Origin of the sequence: Pseudomonas sp. RGM2987, assembly GCF_022952855.1 — a bacterium.
Classification (GTDB): Bacteria; Pseudomonadota; Gammaproteobacteria; order Pseudomonadales; family Pseudomonadaceae; genus Aquipseudomonas.
Genome location: NZ_JALJDX010000212.1, coordinates 33,712 through 56,570, shown reverse-complemented (window position 1 = coordinate 56,570; position 22,859 = coordinate 33,712). Strand labels below are relative to the sequence as shown.

At 63.9% G+C, this 22,859-nt stretch carries 16 protein-coding genes; 7 read left to right on the top strand and 9 right to left on the bottom strand.

Annotated elements, in window-relative coordinates; genetic code table 11:
- Positions 1-9: 9 nt before the first annotated feature.
- The 7 genes from tssH to tssB form a co-directional block, all read right to left on the bottom strand.
- Complete coding sequence (gene tssH, locus RGM2987_RS19985; RefSeq protein WP_245144553.1) at positions 10-2,553, bottom strand: type VI secretion system ATPase TssH; 2,544 nt, start codon at positions 2,551-2,553, stop codon at positions 10-12.
- Between the two features lies 1 nt (position 2,554).
- Positions 2,555-3,580: a type VI secretion system baseplate subunit TssG gene (gene tssG, locus RGM2987_RS19980; RefSeq protein WP_245144552.1), complete on the bottom strand. Its 1,026-nt coding sequence runs from the start codon at positions 3,578-3,580 to the stop codon at positions 2,555-2,557.
- A complete protein-coding gene (gene tssF, locus RGM2987_RS19975) occupies positions 3,544-5,334 on the bottom strand; it encodes a type VI secretion system baseplate subunit TssF (RefSeq protein WP_245144551.1) in 1,791 nt (596 codons plus the stop codon). Before tssF ends, tssG begins: the two co-directional genes overlap by 37 nt.
- A complete protein-coding gene (gene tssE / locus RGM2987_RS19970; RefSeq protein WP_245144550.1) occupies positions 5,318-5,761 on the bottom strand; it encodes a type VI secretion system baseplate subunit TssE in 444 nt (147 codons plus the stop codon). The genes tssF and tssE overlap by 17 nt, the downstream gene beginning before the upstream one ends.
- 12 nt (positions 5,762-5,773) lie before the next feature.
- Positions 5,774-6,271 (bottom strand): Hcp family type VI secretion system effector, encoded by a 498-nt coding sequence (locus RGM2987_RS19965; RefSeq protein ID WP_186704839.1) that lies wholly within the window; start codon positions 6,269-6,271, stop codon positions 5,774-5,776.
- Positions 6,272-6,367: 96 nt separating this feature from the next.
- Positions 6,368-7,849, bottom strand: coding sequence for a type VI secretion system contractile sheath large subunit (tssC, locus tag RGM2987_RS19960; RefSeq protein WP_245144549.1), 1,482 nt, complete (start codon positions 7,847-7,849; stop codon positions 6,368-6,370).
- 30 nt (positions 7,850-7,879) lie between these two features.
- Positions 7,880-8,440 carry a type VI secretion system contractile sheath small subunit gene (gene tssB / locus RGM2987_RS19955; protein ID WP_245144548.1) on the bottom strand — a complete coding sequence of 187 codons (561 nt, stop codon included), beginning with the start codon at positions 8,438-8,440 and terminating at the stop codon, positions 7,880-7,882.
- Positions 8,441-8,663: 223 nt separating this feature from the next.
- Here tssB and RGM2987_RS19950 point away from each other — a divergent pair, with 223 nt between their 5' ends.
- Genes RGM2987_RS19950 through tssA form a run of 5 tightly spaced genes read left to right on the top strand, consistent with a single transcriptional unit; the run spans position 8,664 to position 16,203 of the window.
- Positions 8,664-9,128, top strand: a complete 465-nt coding sequence (locus RGM2987_RS19950; RefSeq protein ID WP_245144547.1) for a type VI secretion protein — start codon at positions 8,664-8,666, stop codon at positions 9,126-9,128.
- A gap of 48 nt (positions 9,129-9,176) precedes the next feature.
- Entirely contained in the window at positions 9,177-10,508 is a 1,332-nt protein-coding gene (gene tssK / locus RGM2987_RS19945) for a type VI secretion system baseplate subunit TssK (protein WP_245144546.1), read from the top strand.
- 18 nt (positions 10,509-10,526) lie between these two features.
- Positions 10,527-11,288, top strand: a complete 762-nt coding sequence (locus RGM2987_RS19940) for a DotU/TssL family secretion system protein (RefSeq protein ID WP_245144545.1) — start codon at positions 10,527-10,529, stop codon at positions 11,286-11,288.
- Positions 11,285-15,124, top strand: coding sequence for a type VI secretion protein IcmF/TssM N-terminal domain-containing protein (locus RGM2987_RS19935; RefSeq protein ID WP_245144544.1), 3,840 nt, complete (start codon positions 11,285-11,287; stop codon positions 15,122-15,124). Before RGM2987_RS19940 ends, RGM2987_RS19935 begins: the two co-directional genes overlap by 4 nt.
- Positions 15,121-16,203, top strand: a complete 1,083-nt coding sequence (gene tssA / locus RGM2987_RS19930) for a type VI secretion system protein TssA (RefSeq protein ID WP_245144543.1) — start codon at positions 15,121-15,123, stop codon at positions 16,201-16,203. Before RGM2987_RS19935 ends, tssA begins: the two co-directional genes overlap by 4 nt.
- A gap of 140 nt (positions 16,204-16,343) precedes the next feature.
- Here the strand turns inward: tssA and RGM2987_RS19925 are convergent, their stop codons facing one another.
- Entirely contained in the window at positions 16,344-17,297 is a 954-nt protein-coding gene (locus RGM2987_RS19925) for a 2-hydroxyacid dehydrogenase (protein ID WP_245144542.1), read from the bottom strand.
- A 395-nt stretch (positions 17,298-17,692) separates the two neighbouring features.
- Between RGM2987_RS19925 and RGM2987_RS19920 the strand changes: the two genes are divergently transcribed.
- Positions 17,693-18,973: a serine/threonine transporter gene (locus RGM2987_RS19920; RefSeq protein WP_245144541.1), complete on the top strand. Its 1,281-nt coding sequence runs from the start codon at positions 17,693-17,695 to the stop codon at positions 18,971-18,973.
- Between the two features lie 293 nt (positions 18,974-19,266).
- Here the strand turns inward: RGM2987_RS19920 and acnB are convergent, their stop codons facing one another.
- The gene (gene acnB / locus RGM2987_RS19915; protein ID WP_245144584.1) at positions 19,267-21,867 is read right to left on the bottom strand and encodes a bifunctional aconitate hydratase 2/2-methylisocitrate dehydratase; all 2,601 of its coding nucleotides are present in this window, start codon (positions 21,865-21,867) and stop codon (positions 19,267-19,269) included.
- A gap of 407 nt (positions 21,868-22,274) precedes the next feature.
- On the opposite strand from acnB, the gene RGM2987_RS19910 reads away from it, so the two are divergent.
- Entirely contained in the window at positions 22,275-22,745 is a 471-nt protein-coding gene (locus RGM2987_RS19910) for a DUF1289 domain-containing protein (protein ID WP_245144540.1), read from the top strand.
- The last annotated feature ends 114 nt before the right edge of the window (positions 22,746-22,859 follow it).

The following is a 22,859-nucleotide window of genomic DNA, read 5'->3' as shown; positions in this document are numbered from 1 at the left end:
TTCTTCCGTTTATTCCAGGACCCACTGTGCCAACTTTCCCGTCACCTGCGTCATCAGCACATTCTCGATATCCCGCGCTCCCGCCGCGCTGCACTTGGCCAACACCGCCTTGACGATCCCCGCATCGAACTCGAATGGCTTACCGGTCGCAGCCTTGTAGCGCCCGCGCAGTTTTTCCAGTTTCGCCAGCACGATCCCCTCCAGCGTCGCCTCATCCAGCGGCCGGTACGCCACCACCGTCATGCGCGCCAGGAACGCCGGGCGAAAGGCTTGCAACAGGACTTTATGCAGCGCCTCGTTGAAGGCATCGGTGCCCAGTTGCGCGGCGGGGGTGTCGAGCAGCAACTCGGCGCCGACGTTGCTGGTGGCGAGCATCACGGTGTTCTTGAAATCCACCACCAGCCCGGTGCCGTCTTCCATCAGGCCTTTGTCGAAGACGTTGTAGAACGCCTCGAGCACATCCGGGTGGGCCTTTTCGATTTCATCCAACAGCACCACCGAATAGGGTTTGCGCCGCACCGCTTCGGTGAGCACGCCGCCGCTGCCGTAGCCGACGTAGCCGGGCGGGGCGCCCTTGAGTTGGCTGACGGTGTGGGCTTCCTGATATTCCGAAAGGTTGATGCTGATCAGGTTGCGCTCGCCGCCGTACAAGGTATCGGCCAGGGCATAGGCGGTTTCGGTCTTGCCCACGCCGGTGGGGCCGACCAGCAGGAACACCCCGACCGGTTTCTGCGGATCGGTCAGGCCGGCGCGGTAGGCTTGCAGGCGTTGGGCGATGGTGTTCAGCGCGCTGCCCTGGCCCATCACCCGCTGGCCCATGCGCTGGCCGAGGGTGCGCACGGCGTGGGCTTCATCGGCGAGCATCTTGCCGACGGGGATGCCAGTCCAGCCAGCGATCACGGCGGCGACGGTCTTGCTGTCGACTTGCTCGGGCACCAGTGGATCGTCCTGGCGAATCGCGTCGAGGCCGGCTTCCAGGCGCAGCAGTTCAGCGGCGAGGTGATCGATGCGGTTATCGATTTCGGTGTCGGCTTTTTCGCCGTCGGCGCGTTCGCTCAAGGCCAGCAATTCACGGCGGGTATCGAGCAGTTCGCGCACCGCTTCACGCTCTTCGCCCCAACGGGTTTCCAATTCGCGGATGGCCTGTACGTTGCTGCCCGACTCGGTTTCCAGCAGGGTGATGCGCTCGCGATGATCGAGCCCTGTGGCCTGTTCCCGGCGCAGCCGTTCGACTTCATCCTTGAGGCTGTTCTGGCGGTGGCGCAGGCTCTCCAGGGGCGGCGGCACGTCGTGCTGGCCGAGGGCGACCCGGGCGCAGGCGGTGTCGAGCACGCTGATGGCTTTATCCGGTAGCTGACGCCCGGAAATGTAGCGGTGGGACAGCTTTACCGCTTCGTGGATCGCCACGTCCAGCACCTGCACGCCGTGGTGTTGCTCCAGTTTGGTGGCCACGCCACGGAGCATTTCCACGGCGGTGAGTTCGTCCGGTTCTTCGACCTGCACCAGTTGGAAACGCCGGGCCAGGGCCGGGTCTTTCTCGAAGTATTTCTTGTACTCCAGCCAGGTGGTAGCGGCCAGGGTCCGCAGCTCGCCCCGGGCCAGGGCCGGCTTGAGCAGGTTGGCGGCGTCGCTGCCGCCCTCTGCGCCGCCAGCGCCGATCAGCGTGTGGGCTTCGTCGATGAACAGGATGATCGGTTTTTCGGCGCTACGTACTGCGTCGATCACGCCCTTGAGCCGTTGTTCGAATTCACCTTTGACCCCAGCCCCAGCCTGCAACAAGCCAAGGTCGAGCACTCGCAGCGTGACCTCCTGCAACGACGGCGGCACATCCCCGGCGGCGATGCGCAGGGCCAGGCCTTCCACCACGGCGGTCTTGCCGACGCCTGGGGCGCCCACCAGGATCGGGTTGTTCTGTCGGCGCCTGAGCAGGATATCGATGCACTGGCGAATCTCCCCGTCGCGCCCGACGATCGGGTCGATGCGCCCGTTCCGGGCATCGGCGGTCAGGTCCTGGGTGTACTGGTCGAGGACCGGGTCCTGTGGCTGCGCGGCTTCAATTGTTTTGGCCGGCCGCACGCCAGCGACATGCTCGCGGGAGCTTTCGGTCCATTCCAACAGATGCGTACGCAGCGCATCGCGCGGGATACGCAGCAGCGACGAAGCGCTGTTGAGCAACAGGCTGCGCCGCTCATCGCGGTCCAGCAGCGCCAGCAGCAAGAGTCCCGAGCGGATGCTGTCCAGGCCCAGCACGCTGGCCTGGACCACGGCGTCTTCCAGTAGGCCAATGGTTTGCGCCGACAGCGCGGGGGTGCGGGTGCTGCCGGATTTGAACAGGTCCAGGGCCTTGTTGGTCTCCGCTGCCACCGCGTCGCGCTCCAGCCCGAAGCGCGGCAGCAGGCAGGCGAAATCGCCGCCCTCGATGTCCAGCAGTTCCAGCAGCAGGTGTTCGATTTCCACGTAATGATGGCTGCGTTGCATGCAGCGTTGCGCGGCCCGTTCCAGGGCCCGGCGGTTGTCCGGGTTGAGGCGTCCGATCAGGCTGGCCAGTTCCATTTCAAGCGATCTCCGGCTGACGAAGGCGGGTTTCGATCCGTTGCACGGCCAGGGTCGATTGGCGTTGCAGGCCGCCGTTCCAGTTCAAGCGCGGCGGCGTCTGGTGGCCCAGTTGCAATGGGCCGGCACCACGGATCAACAGCACCAGGGTGCAATCCAGGTCCGGGCCGAAATACAACGCATACAGGCTGGCGAGCAGTGGGTGGGTTTCGCCGTTGGGCAGCAGTCCATTGGCCTGGGTGGCGCTCAGCGGGCCGAGGGTCAAGCGTACGCCGGCATGTTCATCCCAGACCCGGGTGCCGGCCACCGCGCTGCGGCCCAGGCACAGGTTGCGGCCGCCCGCTTGCAAGCGGCTGCGGCTGGCCGGTGGTATTTGGCGCCAGCCGCCTTCGTAGGCGGTCAGTTCCACGGGCAGCCCGAACTGCTCGCGGACAATCGCCGCGAACCCGGCCAGGGACCGTCGCCCATCGGCGTACAGCGCGGTGCATGCCAGCGCGGCGGCGTCGGGCGCGGCCTGGCGCTCCTGCAAGGCCTTGGGCAGCAGGCCGGTCAAGGCGCGCAGTTGCGCTTGTACGGCGGAGGCGCCGGGGGTAGTGAAACCGAGGGCGATGCGATGCTTGCGCATCACCTTGTAGAGCAGGCTCAGCAGGCGATGCTGGAACAGGTCGAGAAATTCCGCCGGGGCATGATCACGGGCCCGCGCCCGTTGTTGCAGCCATTCCTGATAGGCGTAGGGCAACGGACCGTCGGGACCGCCGAGGCCGAAGATCGGTGTGGTCAGAACCGGCGGTGCGTCGGCTTCCTGGCTCAGGCTCTCGACTTCGCTGGCGGCGAACAGCGGTGTCAACGGCCCGCGCAGGCGCAAGGCCTCGGCGTGGGGCGCGGTGCCGCTGCCCAGCGGCTCGGCCTGGGGCTGCTCGCGTTCGAGCAACAACAAGGCCTGCAGCCATTCGAAGCGTTGCGGATCGCGGCGCAGGCGCTGGCTCAGGTTCAGAGTGTCAGGGGTTTGCCGGCTTGGGGTTGCCATGTCTTCACCTCCCTGTCGGACTGGACCAGCACGGTGCGGACGAAGCGATTGGCGGTGGCATAGAGGGAAAAGAACTGCGCCAGCACGCCGGAGAACAGCACGGCGCTGCTGCCGACGAAATGCTGTGGGTCCAGTTGCAGGCGCACTTCCAGGCCGTTGCGCCAGCCACGCCAGGCGTCTTCGCCGACGTGGCCGATGACCCGATCGCAGCCCAGCCCCCATACCCCTTCAATCTGCCGCCTTGCGCTGGCCTCGTCGCGCAGGTTGTGCAGTTCGAGGATTTCGCGCAGTGCGTCGAGTGCCTGAGGTCCTTCGACCAGCGACAGATGGTTGAGGGTCAATTGCGACACCAGTCGCCAGCGCGACTCACCGTCCAGCCGTGGCAGACTCTGGGGGCTGGGCGGGTTGCGCAGGCGCGCCCAGGCCACCGGCCCCGGACGCTCGAAGCCCAACGGCGTGCCCGCTGGCAGGCTCTGGGCCAGGTGGCGGTTGGTGCACAGCAGTTCGGCGGTGAGGCTGTAGTCGCGGGTCTCGGCCAGCGGGTCGAACCGGGTGTCCACCAGGCTGACCATCAGGTCGGTGCCCAGTCGGTTCGGACTCATGCCGCTGACCCGCCGTGCATGCCAGTAGCAGGGTTGGTCACTGCCGTGCTGGCTGCCGTAGTAGGCCGGCACGCTGCGCACGCCCTGGCTGGAGGTGGCGCGCATGCCACGGATGCTGTGGATCTCGACGCTGTTTTCCCGGTGACTGTCGGCCACCAGGCGATACTCGCTGCGGGTGCCGTCCGGTCGCAGCGGCTCGGAGGTCCGGGGAAACAGGTTGATCACCGGCGCGCAACCGAGGGCGATGTCACTGGCCTGCAATGGCAAACGGCTGGCAGGCGCCCGGTCGAAGACGACGTACAGATACAACGACGGGTCGTCGCTGACCGCCCCGGCCAGCGGTAGGTCGAAGAAGCCGAACTTGTCAGGGAAGGCAAAGTACTCGGCCAGCAGCCGCATGCCCGGATGCACGCCGTCTTCATCCGGCAACAAGGCCTGGTCGCTGGCGAAGCCGACGATGCCCGGCAAGCTCGCCAGCGGCTCCGGCACACTGCCCGGCGGGCCGGCGAGGACTTTGACCGCATGTGCGCCGAGCAGGTCGTAGAGCCAGGCGTTGATCATCGGCGAAGCGGCCAGGTGCACCCGCAACTGCTCGATCCCCAGTGTCGACCACTGGCTGTCCCCCAGGCAGCGCAGGTGCAGGCGCAGGGCCGACCGCGCCTGGACCACCCCGGTCAGCGCCTGGGCTTCGTCGCTGCCCAGCAGCAGTGCTTCGCAAACCTGCAGCGGCCACAGGTGCACGGCGGCGGTGGTGCGAAAGTGAATGCTCTGGCCCTTGTCGGTGGTGACGAACAATGGCGTGTCCCGAGGCAGTGGGTAACCCTGGTCGAGGTTGCCTTTGCTGGGGTCGGGTTCGAACTGGACGATGGCGCACGACGGCAAAGGACGCATGGCCAGCGGGTACAGTTGTTCGAGCAGGGCATCGCTGAATTCGGCGTAATCGTCATCGAGCCGGCGTTGCAAGCGGGCAGCCAGCAGGGCGAAGCCTTCGAGCAGGCGCTCGACGTGCGGGTCGGGGCATTCGCCGGGCGACAGTTCCAGGCGCCGGGCGACCTTGGGGTAGCGTTCGGCGAACAGGCTCCCGGCGTGTCGTAGCCAGGTCAATTCACGCTGGTAGTAGTCCAGCAGTTGCGGGTCAATCGAGTCGCTCATGGCGTACCTCGACGCCGTCGCCGGCGTGCTCGATGACAAAGGCTACGGGCCATGGATGCGAGTCGCCGCGCAGCTCGCCCGACAGTCGTATGCACAGTTGCTGCGGATGGCCCGGTACCGGACAGACCTCGACCTCGCCCAGGCGCAGGCGTGGTTCGAAGTGGCTGACGGCCTGGCGGATTTCCCGGGTCAGCTGGCGCCGATCATCGCTGCGTTGCTGTTGCAGGGCGGTCCAATCGGCAATGCCATAGTCCAGAATGCTCGGCGGTTCGGTGAGCGCTTTTGGGCCGCGCCGGGTATTGAACAGGCGCAGCAGTTCGGCGTGAACCGAGTCCTGCAACGCCTGCCGGTCGAACACCCGGCCGGCATCGTCCGCCGTGTCGGCCAGCCGTTCGAACAGCGGCGGACGAAGGCCGAAGCCTGCCATGGGCGCGCTCCGTCACTTGGTCATCTTGTTGGCCGCCAGGTCCCAGGTCGTGCCCGCGGTGCCTTCCTTGGTGCCGTCGTCTTTCTGTGCGGTGAGCTCCCATTTGATCTTGGTGAAGTTCAGCGAAAGGGTTTCCACCGGTTTGCCACCCGTGCCGCCACTGACGCTGACGTTGGACAGCACCACGTTGGTGAGGGTGTAGACGATGAACGGCATGATCTGGCCGCTGCCTTCGGCGGCGTTGCGGCCGATGGTGACGACGGCTTGGGGGATCGGCTTGCCGGCGCAGCAATACTCGTTGAGCGAGGGGGTGGAGCTGTCGATGAATTTGGTCAGGGTGAATTCACCGATGTGCGGCCGGCCGGAGGTGCGCTCCGAGTTGCTGACGTCGTTGGTGACTTGCATCGCCACGTTGTGGCTGTAGGACATGACCTCGATCTTGTCCGTGAAGCCCTCCAGCAGGCTGTCGCCCTTGATGTCGCCGCCGAGGTCGAGAATGATCGCATCCATTGTGTGGAACTCCTGAAGAAGAGATACCGATTGGTAAAGGACAAGCACGGAACCTGGCGAGCGAGCTTATTGTGGCGAGGGCTCTGGACGAGTCCGTCAGGCAGCAACCGGTGGCGGCAATGTCGCCACCAGGCGGATCGATGCGGTCAGTTCCTCGAGCTGGAAGTGCGGCCGCAGGAACACCGTGGCCCTGTACGCCCCCGGCTTGCCAGCGACTTCGGTCACGTCTACCCGCGCCTCGCGCAACGGGTACTGCGCCTTGATCTCCTGGGGCGCGTTGTCGTTGATCAGCACGTAGTCGGCGATCCAGTTGTTGAGGTAGGTCTGGACGTTGTCACGGGTCATGAAGCTGCCGACCTTGTCGCGCATGATCACCTTCAGGTAATGGGCGAAGCGCGAGGCCGCGAGCACATAGGGCAACATCGCCGAGATCCGCGCGTTGGCGTTGGCCTCGTTGGTGTTGTAGACCCTGGCCTTGTTAGTGGTCTGGCCGCCGAAGAACACCGCCACGTCGCTGTTCTTCTTGTGGCACAGGGAAATGAACCCCAGGTCGTTGAGCTCTTTCTCGCGCCGGTCGGTGATCGCCACCTCGGTCGGGCATTTGAGCGACAGGTCTCCGGAGCTGGTGCGGAAGGTATGGGCCGGCAGCCCTTCGACCGCGCCACCACCCTCGGCGCCGCGAATCGCCGCGCACCAGCCGTATTTGGCGAAGGCCTCGGTGATGCGTTGCGACAGCGCCCAGGCGGCGTTGCCCCACAGGTATTTGCTGTGGTCGGTGCCGTTGACGTCCTCGACGTAGTTGATGCCTTCCACCGGCAAGGTGTCCGGACCGTAGGGCAGGCGCAGCAGGAAGTGCGGCAACACCAGGGACACGTAGCGCGAGTCCTCGCTTTCACGGAACGAGCGCCATTTGATCAGTTCCTGGCTCTCGAAAATCTTCGACAGATCCCTCGGCACCGCCAGTTCGGTGAAGCTGGTCATGTCGAACAGGCGAGGGCTGGCGGCGGCAATGAACGGCGCGTGGGCCGCCGCCGCAACGTTGGAGAGTTTTTCCAGCAGGCCGATGTCCTGCGGGTGCCGGCCGAAGGTGTAATCCCCCACCAGCAGGCTGAACGGGTGCCCGCCGAAGGTGCCGTATTCCTCTTCGTAGATTTTCTTGAACAGCGCGCTCTGGTCGAACTCGACGGCTTTTTCCAGGTCGTTCTGCAGCTCTTTCTGGGTGACGTTGAGCAGGCGCAACTTGAGCCGGGTGCTGGTCTCGGTGTTCTGCACCAGCAGGTGCAGGCCGCGCCACGAGGCTTCGAGCTTTTGCAGGTCGGGGTGGTGCAGCACTTCGTTGAGCTGGGCGCTGATCAGCTGGTCGATCTGGCTGATGCGGTCGTTGATCATCGCCACGGTGTCCTTGTCGATGGCCATGCCTTCGTCGAGGACCTGGGTGGCGAATTCGGCCAACATGTCGCGGGCGTAGTCCTGCTGGCTGTCGTCGTGGGCCATGCGGCCTTCGGCGATGATCTTGTCCAGCAGGGACAGGGTCTGGGTCGTGCTCTCGCTGGTTTGAGCGCTGGATGAAGCAGGCATGGCTTTATCTCCCTTGAATGATGAGCACGATCAGGCCTGTGGTTCGGTCGGGGCCGGGTCATCGTTGGCGGCCACGGTCGGCAGTTCTTGCGGTGCGTCCTGGGGCCGGGCCGACTTGATCTCTTGCAAGCCTTCGGTGTTGGCGATCACGTCGCGCAACAGCTTGTCCAGGTCGTCGTTGCCATCGAGCTTGGTCAACAGGTCGCGCAGGCGCTGGCGTGCTTCGAACAGCCGACGCAGCGGCGTGACTTGCTCCACGACCTTGACCGGGTCGAAGTCATCGATGTGACGGAACTTGAGTTCGATGTTGAGCTTGCTGTCGTCGCCGCTCAGGGTGTTGTTCACCTGGAGGGTGGCGCGGGGGGAGATGGAGGTGAGCACCTCGTTGAAATTGTCCCGGTCGATTTCCGTGAAGCGTCGCTCGTTGAGCTTGGGCAGCGGCTCCAGTGGCTTGCCCGAAAGGTCGGCCAGGATGCCGACCACCAGTGGCAGTTCTTTTTTCTCGATGGCGTTGCCGATTTCCACGTCATAGGTGATCTGGACGCGGGGAGGGCGGATTCTGTCGAGCTTGTGCTGGGTACTTTCTGCCATGGTGGCCGACTCCGATGCGTATAGGAAGCAATGCATCGGGAGGCCCGCTCATCGCATTCCCTTGCTGATCCGCAGGTTGCAAACGGAGGGCAGAAAACCTGTCATTCCCTTGACGAACCTGGTCCATTCGACCGTGCTGATCGAACTACCCAAGACGCTAGAACAGGTCTATAAAAATGCAAGCGAAAACAATTTTTGACCGCTGAGAAAAGGAAGATTCATTTTGCGTGTCTTTTTTTGTGGATTTTTTTTCAGCCTGGCGCTCAGCGGTTGCTCGCTCTTTGCCCCCAGCGTCGACCTCGACAGCCTGACGCTGGATGTGGCGCCTCGCGCCAATGACGACACGCCGATCGCGGTGGATTTCATCGCGGTGAACGACCCCGACCTGCTCAAGCAACTGTCGGGCATCACCGCCAGCCAGTGGTTCGCCGGGCGCGAACAGTACCAGCGCGACTATCGTCAGCTCATGTCGGTATGGGGCCTGGAGCTGGTCCCGGGGCAGTTCATCGACCGCCAACCCTTCCCGTTGGAGGGCCGGCGCGCCGCTGGACTTTTGGTCTTCGCCAGCTATAACACTCCCGGAGCCCACCGGCTTCGGCTGGACGATCAGCGCGAGGTCTGGCTGAAGTTCGACAGTCGTGAAATGACTCTGGTCAACGATGACCAGGGCAATGCCAGCCTTGAATGACCGCGGGCCGCCCTGGCGCGGCGACATTGGAACGTCGAAGGGAGTCGTATGAGTCTGTTACCTGACGCGGTGTGCTGGCATGAGGGCATGCAATTGCTGCCCCAGCATTTTCAATTGCAAGGGCTGCGTGCCGAGGCCTTGGCGGCGCATTTTGCTACGGCCTGCAACCCGTGGTTCTGGGGTGTCAGCCAACTGGAAGTCGACCCTTCGGCGCTGAGTGCCGGGCAGGTGCGGCTGTTGCAATTGCAGGGCACCTTGCCCGATGGCCTGGCGGTCAATTTGCAGGCCGGGGTCGGGCCGATGTTGGAACTGGACATCAGCGAGGCGGTGGACAAGACCGACGACGCCACCGTAACCGTGTACCTGGCCGTCAGCCCGCTGTGGCGCGCCGGGCAACTGCTGCCGCTCAAGGGCCGCTTGCAATCGGTGGTCGGCGAGGCGCTGCCGGACCTCACCAGCGGCGAATTTCCCGAGTCGATTACCGTCTGGCGACCCAACCCACGGCTGTGCACACAACTGAGCAAGGCCGATTCGATCTGCCTGCCGCTGTTGCGCATCCGCAAGGAGGGCGGCGGCTTTCTGCGGGTGCCCTACACGCCACCGACGCCGGTCCTGTTGCCCGAGTCGTTGCTCGGGCGCCGAGTCGCCGGGCTGTGTGCCCGGGCCCGGGAAAAGTGCCTGTTCCTCGCCGGTCGGTTGCGCCAGGCCCAGGCGGCCGGTAACCAGGACGACGCGATGGAGGTCCGCCGGCAACTGACCGCGCTGTGGGCGCGTTTGCCGGAAGTCGAAGGTGCGTTGAACACTCGGGTGGCGACTCCTCAATCGCTGTACGGCCTGCTGCTGGGGCTGGCCGGCAGTTGGTCGGCACTCGATCTGCTGGCGGGCGTCCCGGCCTTCGCCCCGCTGGATTTCCTCGAATTGCAACGCGGTTACGAGCCGCTGCTCGACTGGCTGGAAACCACCCTGGAGCGGGTTCGCGCCGGTTACCGTAGCCTGGCCTTCGAGCGCAATGACCCGGTGTTCTCGATCCAATTGCCCGACGATCAACCGAGCCAGCGCCTGGTGATCGGCCTGCGCATGCCCAACGGCGCCAGCGAGCAGGCCGCCGCCGAGTGGTTGCGGGGGGCAATCATCGCCTCCGCGCCGCACGTCCCGCTGCTGAGCCGGCAACGCATGAGCGGCCTGCCTCATCAGGCCATGAGTCGCAACGAGCAGGTGGCCTACAGCGTCGGTGACGACACCCGTTTGTTCGTGGTGGCCGCCAGCGGGCAATGGTTCGACGGCCAGCTGCCGCTGCACATCGTCGCGCCGGCGTCGGCCCAGGCCAGCAGCCCGTGGCAGGTGGTGTTATTCGTTGCGCAAGCCGGTGAGAGTGCCTGATCGCAAAAGGGGAGTCGTATGCCTGACGGAAGTGGCGGGGCGGTTCGGAGTCTGCATGAGGCGCCGCTGAGCAGCGCTTTTCGTCAGGCCTGGCTGAAGTGGTCCCAGGATTGGCAGGACCTGCCCAAGGACAGCGATCCGGCCGCGCTGGTCAACCGCGTGGTGGAGTTTTCCGGACGCAGCGCCCAGCGGCTGTGGCGGGTGGCGTTCGCCACCGTTGGCGATGCCGCCACCGAGCAGGTCAAGTCGCTGGTCTACGCCTTCGTCGCGCTGGTGGACGAAACCTTGCTGTTCAGCCCATGGCCCGGGCAACTGGCCTGGCAGCAACACCCCCTCGAATCGCGCATGTACGCCAGTCGCCAGGCCGGCGAGCGGGTGCCCGCCGCCATCAAGAAACTGCTGGATGAACAGATGCCCGGCACCCGGGACCTGGCAAATGTCTACCTGCAATGCCTGATCCTCGGCTTCCAGGGACGACTGCGCGGTGAGCCCGGCCAGGTCCAGCACGAAAAATGGCGCCTGGCGCTGTTCACCTTCGCCTGGCAACACGACCCCGATTATGTCGACGTCAGCCAGCGCCTGGCGTTGTCGGCGGCGGCACCGCCGGTGCGCATGCCGGCGCAGACATCGCTGCCCGACGGCTTTCGCCTGGGGGTGGCGATTCTGGCGATGGTGCTGTTGCTGACCGGGTTGGGACAGGTGTTCTGGCGTGACATCCGCGCGCAGCTGGAACCGGTGCTGCAACTGAACGAGTCGGTGGTCCCGGAGCAGGACTCATGAGCACCCTGAGTATCGTCGCCCTGGTGTTGCTCGCCCTCGTCCTGGTGCTGCTCCTTGCCACCCTGGTCTGGTGGTTGCGCACCCAGGGCGGCGCGGCCATCCGCAGTTTCTACGGCGCGGTGCGCCACATGGAGCAGGAGCAGGGCACCCGGGACCGTTACCAGATGCCCTGGCTGTTGATGCTCGGCAATGAAACCGACGGTGCCCGGTTGTGCGCCCAATGGCGTCTGCAACCGACAGACAAGGCAGCGTGGTTCGGTCGTTGGTGGTCGGATGCCGAAGGGGCGGTGCTGGTGGTGCCCCAGGCGTTGTTCCTGCCCGAAGAAGGCATGAACCGGCAGCGGGGCAACTGGTGGCGGCTGTTGGGGCTGATCCTGCGGTTGCGCAGCAGGCGGCCACTGGACGCGGTGGTCTGGACCGTGCCGTTCGCCCGCCTCGACGACAGCGAACACACGGCTGACTTGAGCCTCAAGGTCCGGCGCTGCTTCATCGATCTCTTGCAGCGTTTCGGTCTCAGCCTGCCGGTGTATGTGGTGATCACCGGAATGGAGGAACTGCCCGGCTTCCAGGAACTGGTCAGCGCCTTGCCTGCCGAGGCCCGGGAATCGATGCTGGGCTGGTCATCGCCTTATTCACCCGACGCGGCGTGGCAATCAAACTGGAGTGATCAGGCGCTGGATCAGGTCAACGCCGCACTGGCGCAATCGATCATCGAGATCGGCGCGCTGTCGGGGCAGTTGAGCACCGATCTTGATGGTTTGCCGGAGCGCTTCGAAGGCCTGCGGCGAGCCTTGCAGATCCTGCTGGAGCCGGTGTTCCAGGGCAACGCCCAGGGCGAGGCGCCGCGTTTTCGCGGGGTGTATTTCACCGCCAGCCAGGCGCCGGCGGTCAGCGGCGATGGGCTCACGGCCAATGACAGCGCCCTGCGGCAAACCGTGTTCGCCCGGCATTTGTGGGCCCGCAGGCTGGTGGCCGAGCGGGGCCTGGCTCAGTCGGTGCCGCGCTTGCTGCGCTTGCGCCAGCGCTGGCATCGGTTGGCCGGCGGGGTGGCGTTGGTGGTGGGCCTGCTCTGGCTGGGAGGCATGATCTGGGTCTGGCAGGATTCGGTGGAACAGGCCGAGGAGCTGTCGCATCTGATCCTCAGCGCCCACAAGAATCACCTCGCGCTCGAACCTGACGAGCCGCAGTTGGAGCCGACCCGGCACAACGTGCAGAACTACTGGAATGTGCTGGAAAAAGCCCCACGCTGGCGCTTCGTCTCGGTGGTCTTCCCGACCTCGTGGTTCTCCGACGTGGACGACCAGTTGCAGGCCGGCCTGCGCCTCACCGCCCGGCACCATTGGGTCCTGCCGTTGCGTGACCTGCTGGCATCGGATCTGGAACAGCTCAAGGCCATCCGCAACACCGAGCGCCGTGGAAACTCGCAAAGCGAAGACCCGGCGCAATGGCAGAGTTACGTGAAAGCCCGGCAGTTGGTAGAACTGGCGGTCCGGCTCGAGCAGTACAACCAGATGTTCACCCAAGCGGTGAACAACCCCAAGGCGCCGCTGGATGAACTGGTGCAACTGAGCAACAGCGCCTTGTCGCTGAACCTCAACACCGGCACCTTGAGCCGGGCCCGGTTCTATAACCGGGTGTTGTTCGATTCGCAAAGCACTGATCTCAAGAGCAGCGACCTCAAGGGCCTGGACCTGGAGGCCGCGCGCCCGGTGATCTCGGATAACTTCACCGGCCTGATGCAGCGCTGGCTCGATCATTATTTCCTGGCCGACAACTTCGTGCGCCAGGCCGGCTATCTCAAACTGCACCTGCAACGGCTGGAGGCCGGCAGCGGCAATTCCTTGAGCGAACTCGAAGACCTGATGGCGCTGATCGACGATTTGCAGACCCTGGTCAGTCTGACCAATTCCGCCTGGGGCCGCGGCAAAGGCCAGGACCTGGTGCCCGGCTACACGCAATTGATGGACAAGGTCAGCCATAGCAGTTTGCTTGGGCCTGACATCGAGCAGGACCTGGAGAGCCAGGCGGCGAAGCTGCAACAGAGCTTTCGCGACCAGTGGATCGTCCAGACCGGCTCGCGGGACAATCTGCTGGTGCAGCAGGGCAGCGGCCTGCTGGTGTTGCAGGAGCATGTCACGGCGCTGGACGGCGCGGTCCAGGCATTGTTCAAGCGCGACTTCGTGGCGTTGGCCTTGCAGAAAGATCCTTCGGACAGCAGCGCCGATTCGATGGGCCAGGGCGACGGCAGCGATGATTTCAGCGTCGCCCTGAATTACTTTGCCAGTTTCAAAAGCTACGCCAATGAAGAGCTGCCGCGGATCCCGCCGGATTATCGCGACGCGCTGATGCAAGCGGCTGAAGGCGCGGCGGCGCGGGCCATGTGGTTGAGCCTGAACGAGAGCGACGAACAGTTGCCCGGCATGGGCTTCAACGTGCAGACGACCCAGGCCGTGGCGCTGCAAAAGGCCTTCATGGACGTGCACCGCAATGACCTGGCGATACGTTTCCAGCGTCTGCTCAATCGCCGGGCCCTGGCGCAGATCAGGCGCGGCCTGGATGAAATCGACGCCCAGCCGCTGTTCAGCCAGCGCGCTGATTTACAGCGTTGGAACGGCGCGAAGAACTTCGGCTTGCAGCTCTACGGCGCCAGCGATCCCCAGGAACTGAAGTTGAACCTGAACCAGCAATTCGGCGCCATGGTGCAGATCGCCGAGCAGCGGATGCCAGCGCTGGAATGGCTGATCGTCCAGCAGGACAACCTGTCGGCCAGCGAGCACGACCAGGTGGCGCGCTTCATGGCCCTCAACGATGAATTGCTCAAGTACAAGAACCAGAACCCGGCCAGTTCGGCGGCGCAGTTGGAACAATTGGTGAGCCGGGACTTCATCGAGATGGACACCAGCTCCTGCGCGCAGATCCTGAAAACGGCCAGTCTGTCCGCCGGTCGCGGTGACCTGGCCCAACGTACCGTGGCGCTGCAACAAAGTGCCCTGCAACGCTGCCTGTACCTGCAACAGAACCAGGCCGCGACCGCCTGGAACGACCTGGCGAACTATTTCAATCAATACCTGGCGGGGCGTTTTCCGTTTTCTTCTGACGTGCGGGCCAGCGATGCCGATCCGGCGCGCGTCCAGCACCTGCTGGAGCTGATCGACACCCGACTGCCCCTGGCCCAGGCCGGGTTGACGCTGAGCCAGACGCCGGAGCGGCTGGCGGCGGAAGATTTTCTCAATCGTTTGAAACAGGCCGGAACCTGGCTCGGGCCGTTGTTCGTGCGCGACAAGAGCGGCATTCTCGGGGTGGAAATGGACGTGCGCTGGCGCACCGACCGCGACGAGGAGCGCGGCGCCGACCAAGTGATTGCCTGGGGCTTGAACGCCGGCAACCAGCAGATCAACTACCCCGGTGCCGAACAACCGAACCTGCGTTGGATGGTTGGGCAACCGGTGCGCCTGACCTTGCGCTGGGCCCGCAACGGTTACCAGCGCCCGGCCAACGATCCGTTGCAACCGGATCTGGTGGTGCGCGACCTGGAAGCCGGTTGGGAATACCAGGGGCCGTGGTCGCTGCTGCGGCTGATGCGCTCGTTGGTTTCGGCCCAGCGTCAGCCGAACGTTGACTACACCGACTTCCCTCTGGCCTTGCAGTTGCCGGTGACGGCCCAGACCCAGGCCCGGACGGCCGAGCAAACCTTGATGTTCGTGCGCCTGTCGTTGATGAGCCAGGGGTCGAAGCTGCCCTTGTCGATCCCGCCGTTGCCGACCCGTGCGCCGCGTTCACCATTCATGGCGACCCCATCGAGTCCCGCCATCGCCACCCGTGAGGAGGGCCCGTGAGCCTGCCGATATCACCGTTGCCCGAGTTGGTCACGCAGTTGCTCGAACCGCTGGGTGCCGAATCGCCCTGCGGCCAGGACCTGCGCTACGAGACCGAATACGACCAGTTGCGCGAGTTGCGCCGCGAGGACGACACCAGCCTGCCCACGGGTGTGTGGCAATCGTCGATCAAGCGCGCCCAGTGGCCGGAGCTGGAACGCCTCGCGACCACCTTGCTGCTCGAACGCAGCAAAGACCTGATGATCAGCGCCTGGCTGGGGGAGGCCTGGTTGCACCTGGCGGGGTTGGAAGGCCTGCCGGGAAGCCTGGCGCTGGTGACCGGCCTGTGTGAGCGTTATCCCGAGCAGTTGCATCCCCAGGCCGAGGAGGGCGACCAGTCGTGGCGGGTGATTCCGCTGGAGTGGCTGGCCCGGCGCTACAGTGAGGTGCTGTTGACGCGGGTGCCGCTGTTCGATGGCCGCGAGCAGGCTTTCGCCGGTTTTTGCCTGGACGACTGGCAACGTCTGCAACGTCAGCAGGTGCTGGTCAATGACAGCAAGAACGCCAAGGCTTCGGCGGAGGCGGCGCGTACCGACCAGAAGAAAGTCGCTGAACTGATTCGTGCCACACCGTTGTCGTTCTGGTTGCATCGCCAGGGCAGCCTGATGTTGAGCCTGCAACACTTGCAGCGGCTCGAAGCCTGGAGCGACGAGTATCTGGGCAACGCGGCCCCGAGCTACAAATCCCTGCAGGATGTGATGCAGGCCCTGCTGGCGCTGGTCGAGGAGTTCATCGCGATGCACCCACAACAACCCACTGTCGCGCCGGTGCAGGCTTCACCTGCGGTCACGACGCCGACTGCTGCGCCCCAGGCCGCACCCGCCCAGGTTTTCCAGGAGCCGGCCAGTCGCGAGGAAGCCTATCGACAACTGTTGGTCATCGCCGGTTACCTGGCGCGCACCGAACCCCATAGCCCGGTGCCGTACCTGATCCGACGCGGCGTGGAGTGGGGCAACAAACCGTTGAGCGAGCTGCTGGGTGAGCTGATCAGTGCCGACGCTGAATCCCGGCGGTTGTGGACCTTGCTGGGAGTGCTTTAGGCTTTGTGCGAAAAGTGCCTGCGCGACAATCATGCTGCGTTGAAAACAGGCTCGGAATGCTCATTTACAACCAGTAAACTCCGCTTCCTCGCCTGTTTTCGCCTTGCCTGATTGCCGCTCGGCGACTTTTCGTACAAACCCTAATACGGTGCGTCGGGAATCGGCACCGGCGTCAACACCGGCTTGCCGGCGAAAAACGCGTTCAGGTTCTGGCCCACCAGTTCCACCGTGCCTTGGGTCGCTTCCGGCGACAGGCCGGCGACGTGGGGAGTCAGGATCACGTTCGGCAGTTTTTTCAGGGCATCCGGCACGTGCGGTTCATCATCGAAGACGTCCAGCGCGGCGCCGGCGATGCGTCGATGCTCCAGGGCATTGATCAGCTCGGCGGTGGCGACCACGCTGGCTCGGGCAATGTTCACCAGGAACCCGTTGGGTCCCAGGGCGTCGAGCGCCTGTTTGTTGATCAGTTGCCGGGTGTCCAGGCCGCCGGGCGCGGCGACGATCAGAAAGTCCGAAGCCCGTGCCAGTTCCGTGGGGGTGGCACAGAAGGTGTAGGGCACGTCGTGGCGCATCCGCCGATTATGGTAGCTGACGCTCATGTCGAAACCGAGGGCGGCGCGCTTGGCAATCGCCATCCCCACCGCTCCCAGGCCCAGCACGCCGAGTCGCTTGCCAGCCAGGGATGGGCGCATGACCTTCGCCCACTCGCCCCGACGCACGCTCGCATCGGCCCGGGGAATATCCCGGACCAACGCCAGCAGCAAGGCCATGGCATGGTCGGCCACCGAAGAGGCATTGACCCCGGCCCCGTTGGTCACCACGATGCCGCGCTGGCGAGCGGCTTGCAGGTCCACCTGCTCGTAACCGGCGCCGATCACGCAGATGATCCGCAGGTTGGGCAGGGCGGCGATTTCCTCGGCCGTCAGCCCCAGGGGGCCACGGGTCAGCACCGCGCTGAAGCGTTCCCCATGCTCGAAGATCGCCGCCTTGCGTTCGGCTGGTGTCGGCGCCAACTCCAGAAAATAGCCCTGCTGCTCAAGGATGGGCAGGTATTCGTTGACGGTTTCAACCAGTACCAGGACGGTTGCGGTCATGCTGGGCTCCTGTGGGCGCTTGGGCAATTTTCATGTATTGAACCTGATTGTAGGAGCCGAGGGCAGGGGGGCCGGCTTTTTAATTCATTTTCAGGTCGACTCCGTCTATGTGGGAGCGGGCTTGCTCGCGAAGGCGGTGGGTCATTCAGCTCATGTGATACTGATCCACCGCCTTCGTCGGATCGCCGCCCGGAGCAAGCCCGCTCCCACAGGAATCGCGGTTGCGATATGTCTTGCAAGGGTCTGATCCGCATAACCACTCCTCAGCTAAGTCTTTGCTTCTGCTCGCTAATCCCGGACAATCGCGCCCCTGTTTCGGCCAGGGCGCTGCCTGTCGGGATTTTCCGACTCGTCCTGGCCGGGTGCACGTGACCGGAAAGCGGAGATCCGACCGGATGAATGATCAGGCCAACAGCGTCGAAGAGCGCTTTGAAACGACAGTCCCAGCCACCCTCAGCCAGTGGAGTCGCCACGACACCACCTGGATGCTGGGTCTGTTCGGCACCGCCATTGGTGCCGGTACGCTGTTTTTACCGATCAATGCGGGCCTGGGCGGCTTCTGGCCGTTGCTGGTCCTGGCGTTGCTGGCGTTCCCCATGACGTTTTATGCACACCGGGGCCTGACGCGGTTTGTGTTGTCCGGTCGCGACGGCGCGGACATCACCGAGGTGGTGGAAGAGCATTTCGGGCTGAAGGCCGGTGCGCTGATCACCTTGCTGTACTTCTTCGCGATTTTTCCGATCCTGCTGATCTACAGTGTCGCGCTGACCAACACCGTGGGCAGCTTCCTCGAGCATCAACTGCATATCCAGCCGCCGCCACGGGCGGTGTTGTCGCTGGTGCTGATCCTCGGCCTGCTGGCGGTGGTGCGGTGCGGCGAGCAGGCGATCGTCAAGGCCATGAGCCTGATGGTCTATCCGTTTATCGTTGCGCTGCTGTTCCTCGCGGTGTTCCTGATTCCGCACTGGAACGGCGGCATCCTGACCACGGCGACCACTGCGCCTGAGCCTTCGGCGCTGCTGCATACTTTGTGGCTGGCGATCCCGGTGATGGTGTTCTCGTTCAACCACTCGCCGATCATCTCGGCCTTCGCGGTGGACCAGAAGCGTCGTTATGGCGCCAACGCCGAGGAGCGCAGCTCGCAGATCCTGTCTCGCGCCCATGTGCTGATGGTGGTGATGGTGCTGTTCTTCGTGTTCAGCTGCGTGCTGACCTTGTCCCCGGCGCAATTGATCGAGGCCAAGGCCCAGAATCTGTCGATCCTGTCGTACCTGGCTAACCACTTCAGCAACCCGACCATCGCCTTTGCCGCGCCGTTGATTGCGTTCGTGGCGATTGCCAAGTCCTTCCTCGGCCACTACATCGGCGCCAGCGAAGGCCTCAAGGGGCTGATCGTCAAGAGCGGTCGCCGTCCGGCGCCCAAGACCCTGGATCGCCTCACCGCAGCGTTCATGCTGGTGGTGTGCTGGATCGTCGCCACGCTCAACCCGAGCATCCTGGGCATGATCGAAACCCTTGGCGGCCCGGTCATCGCGGCCATCCTGTTCCTGATGCCGATGTACGCCATCCGCAAAGTCCCGGCCATGGCCCGCTATCGCGGCCAGGCGTCGAATGTGTTCGTGGTGCTGGTGGGGCTGGTGGCGATCACGGCGTTGGTCTATTCCCTCGCGGCCTGACCGAGTCTGGGTGTACCCGGCCTGCTGCTCGCCACAAATCCCCTGTGGGAGCGGGCTTGCTCGCGAAAGCGGTGGATCAGTTTGCATCGATTTTGGATGTGCAGCCGTCTTCGCGAGCAAGCCCGCTCCCACATGGGTTCTCGGGTGTACCGGGTTTGGTGTTCGCCACAAATCCCCTCTGTGGGAGCGGGCTTGCTCGCGAAAGCGATGCTTCGGCTGCCAGCTAAACGGCAGGCACAAAAAAACGCCGTCCCTCGCAAGAAGGGCGGCGTTTTTAGTCGGGCGTCGAAACCTTAGGCTTGGACGACCGGGATGTTGGCGTTTGCAGCCGCTTCACGGAACTCGGCGATCTGGTCGAAGCTCAGGTAGCGGTAGACGTCCGCTGCCATGCTGTCGATCTTGCCGGCGTATTCCATGTACTCCTCGACGGTCGGCAGGCGACCCAGGATGGACGCGACGGACGCCAGCTCGGCCGAGGCCAGGTAGACGTTCGCGCCGTCACCCAGACGGTTCGGGAAGTTACGGGTCGAAGTCGACACCACGGTGGAGTTCGGCTCGACGCGTGCCTGGTTACCCATGCACAGCGAGCAGCCTGGCATTTCCATCCGTGCACCGGCCTTGCCGTAGATGCCGTAGTAGCCTTCTTCGGTCAACTGGTGGGCGTCCATCTTGGTCGGCGGCGACAGCCACAGGCGGGTTGGCAGCTGGCCCTTGACCTGATCCAGCAGCTTGCCGGCGGCGCGGAAGTGACCGATGTTGGTCATGCACGAACCGATGAACACTTCGTCGATCTTCTCGCCAGCCACGCTGGAGAGCAGGCGAGCGTCGTCCGGGTCGTTCGGCGCGCAGAGCACCGGCTCGCTGATGTCGGCCAGATCGATTTCGATGACTTCTGCGTATTCGGCGTCGGCATCGGCTTCCATCAGCTCAGGGTTGGCGATCCAGGCTTCCATCGCTTGGGCACGACGCTCCAGGGTACGGGCATCGCCGTAGCCTTCGCCGATCATCCAGCGCAACAGGGTGATGTTGGACTGCAGGTACTCGGTGATCGACTCTTTCGACAGCTTGATGGTGCAACCGGCAGCCGAACGTTCGGCCGACGCGTCGGACAGCTCGAAAGCCTGTTCCAGCGTCAGGCCTTCCAGGCCTTCGATTTCCAGGATGCGGCCGGAGAAGGCGTTTTTCTTGCCCTTCTTCTCGACAGTCAGCAAGCCCTTCTGGATGGCGAAGTAAGGAATGGCATGCACCAGGTCACGCAGGGTGATACCAGGTTTCATCTTGCCTTTGAAGCGCACCAGGATCGATTCCGGCATGTCCAGCGGCATGACACCGGTGGCGGCGGCGAAGGCCACCAGGCCGGAACCGGCCGGGAACGAGATGCCCATCGGGAAGCGGGTGTGCGAGTCACCACCGGTGCCCACGGTGTCCGGCAGCAGCATGCGGTTCAGCCAGCTGTGGATGATGCCGTCGCCCGGACGCAGGGACACGCCGCCGCGGGTCATGATGAAGTCGGGCAGGGTGTGGTGGGTGGTCACGTCGATTGGCTTTGGATACGCCGCGGTGTGGCAGAAGGACTGCATCACCAGATCAGCGGAGAAGCCCAGGCACGCCAGGTCCTTGAGTTCATCGCGAGTCATCGGGCCAGTGGTGTCCTGGGAGCCGACGGTGGTCATCTTCGGTTCGCAGTAGGTGCCTGGGCGTACGCCCTTCACGCCGCAAGCCTTGCCGACCATTTTCTGCGCCAGGGTGTAGCCCTTGGTGCTTTCAGCCGGTGCTTCAGGCTTCTTGAACAGGTCGAACGGTGGCAGGCCGAGTTCGGCACGGGCCTTCTCGGTCAGGCCACGGCCGATGATCAGCGGGATACGACCGCCGGCACGGACTTCGTCCAGCAGCACCGGGGTCTTCATTTCGAAGGTGGTGATGACTTCGTCGGTACCGTGCTTGCAGACCTTGCCTGCATGCGGGTACAGGTCGATCACGTCGCCCATGTTCATGTTCGACACATCGAATTCGATCGGCAGGGCGCCGGCGTCTTCCATGGTGTTGTAGAAGATCGGCGCGATCTTGCTGCCGAAGCAGAAACCGCCGGCACGCTTGTTCGGTACGTACGGGATGTCGTCGCCGAAGAACCACAGGACCGAGTTGGTCGCCGATTTACGCGAGGAACCGGTACCGACCACGTCACCGACGTAGGCGATCGGGAAGCCCTGGCCGCGCATTTCTTCGATCTGTTTCATCGGGCCGGTCTTGCCTTGCTCGTCCGGAACGATGCCGTCACGGGCCATTTTCAGCATGGCCAGGGCGTGCAGCGGGATATCAGGACGCGACCAGGCGTCTGGCGCCGGGGACAGGTCGTCGGTGTTGGTTTCGCCGGTGACCTTGAACACGCGCAGGCTGATCTTGTCGGCCAGCACCGGGCGCTTCTTGAACCACTCGCCATCGGCCCAGGATTGCAGCACGGCCTGGGCGTGGGTGTTGCCGTTCTTGGCTTTTTCAGCCACGTCGTGGAAGGCGTCGAACATCAGCAGGGTGTGCTTGAGTTCCTGTGCGGCCACTGGCGCCAGCTCGGCGTCGTCCAGCAGTTCCACCAGGGTCACGATGTTGTAGCCGCCCTGCATGGTGCCGAGCAGTTCGACGGCGCGCTTCTTGTCCAGCAGAGGGGATTGGGCCTGGCCCTTGGCCAGGGCGGACAGGAAACCGGCCTTGACGTAGGCGGCTTCGTCGACTCCAGGCGGGACGCGATTGGTGATCAGGTCAACGAGGAAAGCTTCTTCGCCAGCCGGAGGATTTTTCAGCAGCTCGACCAGGCCTGCGGTTTGTTCGGCGTTGAGCGGCTGGGGAACGATACCCAGTGCTGCGCGCTCTTCGATATGTTTGCGGTAGGCTTCAAGCACAGTTATTACCCTCATCAGTGGTCCCAAATGGGTGTCCGGGACGCTCATCCAGAAACTCACGGTACCCATGCGCTTCGGAGGCTTTTTGAGCCACCAGGCCAGGGTTCCCGGAGTTCCTCACAGAAGCTGCTTTCAAAGTTTTACGCCTGCAGAACGGGGAGCTGATGAGGGTTGGCGTCAGGCTTTCCCCGCTGGAAAGACCCTTCGCCAACACCGCTCTGAAGGAACGACTGTGCTCGTGACGCTTTGAAAACAGCTTCTAACGGACATTGGCGCCTTAAAAGGCTGGCTGATTCTACGGGAAAAAAAAATTAAAGGTAAGTTGGGCTCTCCAGTTTGAGGGGTGATCAATCTTAGACAAAGGGCTAACATGCTGGCCTGTCTCGCTTTTGTGTGCGTTTTTTCTCATGCCCAACCAGCTTATCAAGACCCCCTGCGTCGGCCTGTGCTCCACTGTCTACGGTGACCTGGTGTGCCGTGGCTGCAAGCGGTTCCACCATGAAGTGATTCACTGGAACGGCTACAACGAGGAGGAGAAGCGGGCGGTATGGATGCGGCTGGAGCAGCTGTTGGTGCAGGTGATGGAGGCCAAGCTCGAGGTTTTCGACCCTGGCCTGCTGCGCCAGCAACTGGAAACACGCAAGATTCGCTTCGTGCCGCATCAATCGGAATATTGCTGGGCCTATCAGCTGATTGCCCGGGGCGCGCGGGTGATCAACAACCTGGAAGCCTACGGCATGGTGCTGCTGCCGGAATTTCGCGACTGGGAACTGCCGGACCTGCGCGATGCCATTGATCGGGAATTTTTCCTCCTGTCTGAAGCGCATTACCAGCGCTACATCGCACCGGGGTTCCTGAAGGATGCGATCGGCGGCTGACCCCGGCCATTTGTGCCAAGGAGCTTTTGTGGCGAGGGAGCTTGCTCCCGCTCGGCTGCGCAGCAGTCGCCTGGATTTTTCAGGACCAGATATTTCTTAAGATCAAGAGCGAGG

Coding starts and splice junctions, on each gene's coding strand:
- tssC (WP_245144549.1), bottom strand. CDS start 7,849: ATGCCTGCTTCATCCAGCGCTCAAACCAGCGAGAGCACGACCCAGACC.
- tssH (WP_245144553.1), bottom strand. CDS start 2,553: ATGGAACTGGCCAGCCTGATCGGACGCCTCAACCCGGACAACCGCCGG.
- tssB (WP_245144548.1), bottom strand. CDS start 8,440: ATGGCAGAAAGTACCCAGCACAAGCTCGACAGAATCCGCCCTCCCCGC.
- RGM2987_RS19935 (WP_245144544.1), top strand. CDS start 11,285: ATGAGCACCCTGAGTATCGTCGCCCTGGTGTTGCTCGCCCTCGTCCTG.
- RGM2987_RS19920 (WP_245144541.1), top strand. CDS start 17,693: ATGAATGATCAGGCCAACAGCGTCGAAGAGCGCTTTGAAACGACAGTC.
- tssG (WP_245144552.1), bottom strand. CDS start 3,580: ATGGCAACCCCAAGCCGGCAAACCCCTGACACTCTGAACCTGAGCCAG.
- RGM2987_RS19910 (WP_245144540.1), top strand. CDS start 22,275: ATGCCCAACCAGCTTATCAAGACCCCCTGCGTCGGCCTGTGCTCCACT.
- RGM2987_RS19925 (WP_245144542.1), bottom strand. CDS start 17,297: ATGACCGCAACCGTCCTGGTACTGGTTGAAACCGTCAACGAATACCTG.
- tssK (WP_245144546.1), top strand. CDS start 9,177: ATGAGTCTGTTACCTGACGCGGTGTGCTGGCATGAGGGCATGCAATTG.
- RGM2987_RS19940 (WP_245144545.1), top strand. CDS start 10,527: ATGCCTGACGGAAGTGGCGGGGCGGTTCGGAGTCTGCATGAGGCGCCG.
- tssF (WP_245144551.1), bottom strand. CDS start 5,334: ATGAGCGACTCGATTGACCCGCAACTGCTGGACTACTACCAGCGTGAA.
- RGM2987_RS19965 (WP_186704839.1), bottom strand. CDS start 6,271: ATGGATGCGATCATTCTCGACCTCGGCGGCGACATCAAGGGCGACAGC.
- tssE (WP_245144550.1), bottom strand. CDS start 5,761: ATGGCAGGCTTCGGCCTTCGTCCGCCGCTGTTCGAACGGCTGGCCGAC.